Source organism: Streptomyces sp. NPDC057702 (genome assembly GCF_042799315.1).
Taxonomy (GTDB): Bacteria; Actinomycetota; Actinomycetes; order Streptomycetales; family Streptomycetaceae; genus Streptomyces.
The window spans coordinates 1-7,855 of record NZ_JBHVJC010000039.1; the positions used below are offsets into that span (position 1 = coordinate 1).

Here is a 7,855-nt window from a genome sequence, read left to right on the forward strand (position 1 = left end):
GGCGGCCCACCGGGTGCCCGACCCCCGCCGGTCGGGCGCCCGACCACCGCGCCGACCGCGCACCCGACACGCCGAGCCCACCCGTTCGGCTCGCCACCGGCCGGGCCCGACACCCCGACCAGCCGGGCCCCCACACCTCGGTCGGCCCCGCCCGCTCCGACCGGCTGGCCCGACGCGGCCGTCCGACAGTCCCACGGGGCGCCCGGCCATCCCGTACGCCCCGTGCTGGAACCCCGCGCCCGCCCCACCCGGGTCCCGCGCCCGCCCCGCCCGGGTCCCGGTGCCCGCCCCGCCCGGGGGCGTCCCGGGGCGGGGCGTACTGCCGCTGACAGGCGGTCGCTGCGTACGCTCACGCCAGCGCGCCAGCGTCCCGCCCCCGCCCCCGGCCCGAGGAGTCCTCGCGTGTTCACTACCCGGCCCACCCTGCAGGGCACCTTCGGCATGGCCGCCACGACGCACTGGCTGGCCTCCCAGTCGGCGATGGCGGTCCTGGAGGACGGGGGCAACGCCTACGACGCTGCGGTGGCCGCCGCGTTCGTGCTGCACGTGGTGGAGCCGCACCTGAACGGCCCGGCCGGCGAGGCGCCGATGATCATCGCGCCGGCCGGCGGGCCGGTGCGGGTGCTGTGCGGCCAGGGGCCGGCGCCGGCCGGCGCCAGCGCCGCCGCCTACCGCGACCTCGGCCTGGACCTGGTCCCCGGCACCGGCCCGCTGGCCGCCGCCGTCCCCGGCGCCTTCGACGCCTGGCTGCTGCTCCTGCGCGACCACGGCACCCGGTCGCTGGAGTCGGTGCTGACGTACGCCATCGGCTACGCGGAGCGCGGCCACCCGCCGGTGGAGCGCGTCACCGAGACCGTCGAGCGGGTGCGCGCCCTCTTCGAGACCGAGTGGACCACCTCCGCCGAGGTGTACCTGCCCGGAGGCCGGGCCCCCGCCCCCGGCACGCTGTTCACCAACCGGGCGCTGGCCGCCACCTGGCGCCGGCTGCTGGCCGAGGCGGACGCGGCTGGCGGCGACCGGGAGGCGCGGATCGAGGCCGCGCGCCGCGTGTGGCGTACCGGGTTCATAGCCCAGGCCCTGGTCGCCGGCGCGGCCCGGCCCGCGCTCGACACCTCCGGCCGCCGGCACGCCGGCCCGCTCGACGGCGACGACCTGGCCGGCTTCGAGGCCAGCTACGAAGAACCGGCCCGGTACGACTGGAACGGCTGGACCGTGTGCAAGCCCGGCCCCTGGTCGCAGGGCCCGGTCCTGCTCCAGCAACTCGCCCTCCTGCCGCCCGACCTGGACGCCGCCGCCTACGGCACACCCGAGTACGTGCACACCCTGGTCGAGGGCGGCAAGCTCGCCTTCGCCGACCGGGAGGCGTGGTACGGCGACGCGCGCGGCCCGGCCACCACACCGCTGGCCGACCTGCTCGACGCGGACTACAACGCCGCCCGCCGCGCGCTGATCGGCCCCACCGCCTCCTTCGACCTGCGCCCGGGCGGCCCCGGAGGCCGCACCCCGCGTCAGGCCGCGCACGCGCTGGCCGCAGCTCACGGCGAGCCGGCCGCGACGGGCCCGCTGACCAGCACGGCGGCGGGCGTGGGCGAGCCGACCGTGGCGGCCGACGGCGGCACCCGTGGCGACACCTGCCACCTGGACATCGTGGACCGCTGGGGAAACATGATCTCGGCGACGCCCAGCGGCGGCTGGCTCCAGTCCAGCCCCGTCGTCCCCGAACTCGGCTTCCCGCTCGGCACCCGGCTCCAGATGGCCTGGCTCGACCCCGACCTGCCGAACACGCTCACTCCCGGCCGCCGCCCGCGCACCACCCTCTCGCCCTCCCTGGCCCTGCGCGCGGGCGAACCCGTCCTCGCCTTCGGCACCCCCGGCGGCGACCAGCAGGACCAGTGGCAGACGCACTTCTTCCTGGCCGTCGCGCTGCGCGCCCCCGTACGCGGCGGGCTCGACCTCCAGGGCGCCATCGACGCCCCGGGCTGGCACCAGGAGAGCTTCCCCGAGTCGTTCTACCCGCGCGGGATGCGCCCCGGCGGCGTCACCGTCGAGGAGCGGTTCCCCCCGGAGCTGGTCGCCGAGCTGCGCCGCCGGGGCCACGACGTCACCGTCGGCGGGCCGTGGTCACAGGGCCGGCTGAGCGCGGTCGCCCGGGACCCGGAGACCGGCGTGCTCGCGGCGGCGGCCAATCCGCGCGGGGCCCAGGGGTACGCCGTCGGCCGCTGAGTCCCGCCTACGCCGCGCGCTGGTTTTCCCGGAGTTCACCCTGTGGCCAGGCAGGCGATGTCAAATCTGCTGGTGGGGCATGGTTCGATGGACACATGATCGAAGCTATGGACCCGCAGGAATGGGCACGCCTGGAGGCGGCGGTGGACGAGGCCGTCCGTAAGGCGGCGGCCACGGAGGTCATGCCGCGGTTCCGGCAACTGGCGCAGCACGAGGTCGTGCAGAAGAACGGCCCGCACGACCTGGTCACCGTCGCGGACCGGCTCGCCGAGGAGCAGCTCACCGCCGCCCTCACCGAGCTGCTGCCCGGCTCCGTGGTTGTCGGCGAGGAGGCCGTGCACGCCGACGCGGGCATCCTGGCCGCGCTCGACGGCGACACGCCCGTGTGGATCGTGGACCCGGTGGACGGCACCCGTCAGTTCGTGGCCGGCGACTCCGGCTTCTCCACCCTGGTCGCGCTGGCCCACCACGGGGAACTGCTCGCCTCCTGGACCTTCGCGCCCGCCCTGGACCTGATGGCCGTGGCCCGCCGGGGCGGCGGCGCCACCCTCGACGGCCGGCCGCTGCGCTGCGGCCCGCGCCCGGCCGACAAGGTCATCGACGTGGCCACCTCGCACTTCGACTTCACCACCGACGTGGAGAAGCGGTCGCTGGCGGGCCTGGTGACCGACGGGGTCGCCCCGCGCCCCTGCGGCTCCGCCGGCCTGGAGTACCTGGCCGTGGCCCGCGGCACGCTGGACGCCGTGGCCTTCTCCTGGGAGAACCCCTGGGACCACGCCGCCGGGCTGCTCCTGGTCGCCGAGGCGGGCGGCGCCTCCGCCACCTTCTCCGGCGAGCCGTTCCGCATAGCCGGCGGCAACGCGCTGCCGTTCACCGCGGCGCGGGACCCGGAGACCGTTGCGCATATCCTGGGCCTGCTGGCCGCCGTGGGCTAGGTCGGCGTACCACCCGCGCACGCCGCAGCCGCAACCGGAGGCGACCTCACAGGTGAGGAGGCCGATGTGCCGTCGATGCTCGACGCGGTGGTGGTGGGGGCCGGACCCAACGGCCTGACCGCCGCCGTGGAGCTGGCCCGCCGTGGCCACGCCGTGGAGGTGTTCGAGGCGCGCGAGGCGCCCGGTGGCGGGGCCCGCACCGAGGAGCTGACCCTGCCGGGGTTCTGGCACGACCCCTGCTCGGCGGCCCACCCACTCGGCGCCGGCTCGCCCGCCTTCAACGCCATGCCCCTGGAGCGACACGGCCTGCGCTGGCTCCACCACCAGCTGCCGATGGCCCACCCCTTCCCGGACGGCACGGCCGCCGTCCTGGCCCGCTCCGTCGGCGAGAGCGCGATGTCGCTGGGCGTCCGGGACGCGGGCGCCTACCGTCGCCTGGTCGCTCCCTACGTCGGCCGCTGGGAGGCGCTGGCCGCCGACTTCCTGCGCACCCCCTGGCTCGGACAGCCGCGCGACCCCGCCGGCTGGGTGCGCTTCGGCACCCTCGCCCTGCAACCCGCGGCCCTGCTCGCCCGCCGCTTCCAGCACGAGAAGGCGCGCGGGCTGCTCGCGGGGCTGGCCGCGCACACCGTCGCCCCGCTGCGCGGCGTCGGCACCGGCGGCATCGCCCTGATGTTCGCGCTCGCCGCGCACGCGGTCGGCTGGCCGGTGGCCCGCGGCGGCTCGCAGGCCATCGCGGACGCCCTCGTCGCCTACCTGCGCGAACTGGGCGGCGTCGTGCACACCCACTACGAGGTCAAGCGCCTGGACGACCTGCCACCCGCCCGCGCGTACGTCTTCGACACCTCGCCCACCGCGCTGGCCCGCATCGCCGGCCTCGGCGACGCCTACCGGGGCTTTCGCTACGGGCCCGCCGCCTTCAAGATCGACTACGCCCTGGACGGGCCCGTGCCCTGGACGGCCGAGGCGGCGCGCCGCGCGGGCACCGTGCACGTCGGCGCCACCCTCGGCGAGATCGACGGCGCCCTGCACGCCGCCGCCGACGGCCGCGACCCCGCCGTGCCCTTCCTCATCACCACCCAGCCCAGCCTCGTCGACCCCACCCGCGCCCCCGCCGGCAAGCACACCTTCTGGGCGTACGGGCACGTGCCCAGCGGCTGGCGGGGCGACGCCACCGAGGTGATCGAGCGGCAACTGGAGCGCTTCGCCCCGGGCTTTCGCGACCGGGTGCTCGCGCGCGCGATCGCCGGGCCACCCGAACTGGCCGCCCGCAACGCCAATTACGTCGGCGGCGACATCGCCTGCGGCGCGTTCACCGGCCTCCAGACGGTGCTGCGCCCCAAGCTGGCCCGCGTCCCCTACGCCACCGCCCACCCCGCGATCTTCCTGTGCTCCTCGGCGACCCCGCCGGGCCCCGGCGTCCACGGCATGTCGGGACACCACGCGGCCCGCGCCGTGTGGAACCGCCTGCGCGGCCGATAGCTGACGCCCCGTCAAGCCGCCCGTCCACGAGGGCAGCCGGTGCCGCCCGCCGTGACCGGTGTTGTTAGGGTGGCCTAACTTTCCACGGGAGGGCGTGTCATGGCGACGGAGTCACCGGAGTTCGATCATCTGCTGCACGGCGTACCGGACGTGCCCGAGGCCGTCGCCGCGTACACGGCCGCCGGGCTCACCGCCCATGCCAACGAGCCCTACCTGGGGTTTCGCAACGGCGCGTGGCGGCTGGACGTGCGCTACGTCGAGATCCTCGGCATCGTCGACCACGCCGAGTTCGCCACCTCCCCCTACGGCCGGGCGATGGCACCGATGATGCCCTTCGTCACCGACCGGCTCGCGGCCGGCGGCGGCGGGCTCAACTTCGCGATCAACGTCGCCGACGTCGCGGCCACCACCGAACGGCTGCGCGCCGAGGGCCACCCGGTCGACCTGGTGACCTTCGCCCGCGAGGGCTCGCCCGTCTCCTTCCGGGAGGCGTTCTTGCCGGACGCCCCGCGCTGGGCGCCGTTCTTCATCACCTACACCCCCGACCGGCAGGTCATCCTGGACACCTACCGGGGCGGGGGAGGGCGCGGCGGCGACCACGACCTGGTCGGCTTCGTCATCGAGACCCCCGACCCGACCGGGGCCGCCGCCTGGCTGGGCCGCCTCGTCCAGCTCCCGGTCACCGACGGGGGCACCGTGGTCCCCCTGCCCGGCGCGCAGGTGCGCTTCGTCGCCGGCCCCGCCGACCGGATCACCACGCTGCTGCTGGCCGGCGGCACCCCGCCCACCACCCGGATCAACGGCCTGGACCTGCGGCCCGCGTAGGCCCGGCGGCACCCCGTCCAAGCCTGGCTCGGCGTCCCCGCGCGCGGGGACGGGCGGGTGGTGCGACGGTACGAGAGGGGGCCGGGACGGCGGGCCGATGGACCAAGATCGGCCAGATGGGCGCGGCTCCAGGGCTATGTCGGATTTCCGCGAGCCCTGACCGTGCGCACCCGCGATGCTGAGCTCATGCACTCTGACTTCGACCGGTGCGTGAGAGCCGTCCAGTCCAAGGACGCCCGCTTCGACGGCTGGTTCTTCACCGCCGTCCTCACCACCCGCATCTACTGCCGCCCCAGCTGCCCGGTGGTGCCGCCCAAGGTCGAGAACATGACGTTCTACCCGAGCGCCGCCGCCGCCCAGCAGGCCGGGTTCCGCGCCTGCAAGCGGTGCCGCCCGGACGCCAGCCCCGGCTCGCCCCAGTGGAACGAGCGCGCCGACCTCGTCGCCCGCGCCATGCGCCTGATCGCCGACGGCGTGGTGGACCGCGAGGGCGTCCCGGGCCTGGCCGCCCGGCTCGGCTACAGCACCCGGCAGGTCGAGCGCCAGCTCCTGGCCGAACTGGGCGCGGGGCCCCTCGCGTTGGCCCGCGCGCAGCGCGCGCAGACCGCCCGGCTGCTGATCGAGACCAGCGAGCTGCCGATGGCCGAGGTCGCCTTCGCCGCCGGCTTCGCCAGCATCCGCACGTTCAACGAGACCGTGCGCGAGGTCTTCGCGCTCTCTCCGACGGAGCTGCGTGGCCGGACCCGGCGCGGCGACCGGCCCACCGCCCCCGGCGTACTCAGCCTCCGCCTGCCCTTCCGCGCCCCGCTGTGCCCGGACAACCTGTTCGGGCACCTCGCGGCCACCGCCGTGCCGGGCGTGGAGGAGTGGCGCGACGGGGCGTACCGGCGCACGCTGCGGCTGCCCTACGGGCACGGCATCGTCAGCCTGCGCCCGGCGCCCGACCACATCGGCTGCCAGCTCTCGCTCACCGACCAGCGCGACCTGGCCGGCGCGATCAGCCGCTGCCGCCGCATGCTCGACCTGGACGCCGACCCGGTCGCCATCGACGACCTGCTGCGCACGGACGCGGAGTTGGCGCCGCTGGTCGACAAGGCGCCGGGGCGCCGGGTGCCGCGCACGGTGGACGCCGACGAGTTCGCCGTGCGCGCCGTGCTGGGCCAGCAGGTGTCCACGGCCGCCGCGCGCACCCACGCCGGGCGGCTGGTCGTCGCGCACGGCGAGCAGGTCGACGACCCCGCCGGCGGCCTCACCCACCTCTTCCCCAGCACCCGGGCGCTGGCCGACCACGACCCGCAGGCACTGGCCATGCCGCGTACCCGCCGGGCCACCCTGGGCACCCTGATCGACGCGCTGGCCAGCGAGAAGATCACGCTGGACGTCGGCAGCGACTGGGACCGGGCCCGCGCCCAACTGGCCGACCTGCCGGGTATCGGCCCCTGGACGGTGGAGTCGATCGCGATGCGCGCCCTGGGTGACCCGGACGCCTTCCTCCCCACCGACCTCGGCATCCGCCGCGCCGCGGAGGGCCTCGGCCTGCCCGGCACCCCCGGTGCGCTGGTGCGCTACAGCGCCCGGTGGCGGCCCTGGCGCGCGTACGCCGTGCAGTACTTGTGGGCCACCGACGACCACCCGATCAACCTGCTGCCCGCCTGAGACCTGCGCGCGCGAGCGGTGTGCGCCGCCCGCGCCGCGCCCGATACCCTCACCCAGTCCGAGCCCAAGGAGAGCTACCTGCCGTGCCCGTACGCGTCCACACCCTGATCGACAGCCCCTGTGGCCCGCTCACCCTGGTGGCCACCGACGGGGTGCTGTCGGGTCTGTACATGACCAACCAGCGGCACCTGCCGGCGCTGGAGACCTTCGGCGAACGGGACGACGAACCGTTCGACGAGGCCATCGAGCAGCTCACGGAGTACTTCGAGGGGCGTCGCACCGACTTCGACGACCTGCCGGTCCACTTCGCGGGCACGCCGTTCCAGCAGCGGGTCTGGGAGGAGCTGCGCGCCATCCCGCACGGCGTGACCATCTCCTACGGCCAGCTCGCCGACACCCTCGGCCAGCCCACCGCCGCCCGCGCCGTCGGCCTGGCCAACGGCAAGAACCCCATCAGCATCATCGTCCCCTGTCACCGGGTCGTCGGCTCCACCGGCAGCCTGACCGGGTACGGCGGCGGCCTGGCCCGCAAGCGGCAGCTCCTGGACTTCGAGAGCGGCAACCTCCAGTGCGTGGACGGCGCGTTCGTCGACGAGCCGACCCAGGGCGCCGCCCAGGAACAGCTCTTCTGAGCCCGCACCACCCCACCGGCCCGGGCGCCCGCCCCGAAGGTGGGGCGGGCGGTGGGGGTGGGGGCGGGCCCCCCGGGGGACGGGGCGGCGCCGGCGGCCCTC

6 protein-coding genes are annotated in these 7,855 nt (G+C 76.1%); all 6 read left to right on the plus strand.

The annotated features are described in order from the left end of the window. The first annotated feature begins 402 nt into the window (after positions 1-402). Entirely contained in the window at positions 403-2,223 is a 1,821-nt protein-coding gene (locus tag ACFVFR_RS26185; RefSeq protein WP_383705947.1) for a gamma-glutamyltransferase family protein, read from the plus strand. A gap of 95 nt (positions 2,224-2,318) precedes the next feature. Next, on the plus strand, positions 2,319-3,158 hold the full coding sequence (locus ACFVFR_RS26190) for an inositol monophosphatase family protein (RefSeq protein ID WP_383705949.1): 840 nt from the start codon (positions 2,319-2,321) through the stop codon (positions 3,156-3,158). Between the two features lie 66 nt (positions 3,159-3,224). Next, a complete protein-coding gene (locus tag ACFVFR_RS26195) occupies positions 3,225-4,640 on the plus strand; it encodes a phytoene desaturase family protein (RefSeq protein ID WP_383705951.1) in 1,416 nt (471 codons plus the stop codon). A gap of 99 nt (positions 4,641-4,739) precedes the next feature. Further along, a complete protein-coding gene (locus ACFVFR_RS26200; RefSeq protein WP_383705953.1) occupies positions 4,740-5,465 on the plus strand; it encodes a VOC family protein in 726 nt (241 codons plus the stop codon). A 186-nt stretch (positions 5,466-5,651) separates the two neighbouring features. Further along, entirely contained in the window at positions 5,652-7,121 is a 1,470-nt protein-coding gene (locus tag ACFVFR_RS26205) for an AlkA N-terminal domain-containing protein (protein ID WP_383705955.1), read from the plus strand. Between the two features lie 83 nt (positions 7,122-7,204). Beyond that, positions 7,205-7,753: a methylated-DNA--[protein]-cysteine S-methyltransferase gene (locus ACFVFR_RS26210; RefSeq protein WP_383705957.1), complete on the plus strand. Its 549-nt coding sequence runs from the start codon at positions 7,205-7,207 to the stop codon at positions 7,751-7,753. The last annotated feature ends 102 nt before the right edge of the window (positions 7,754-7,855 follow it).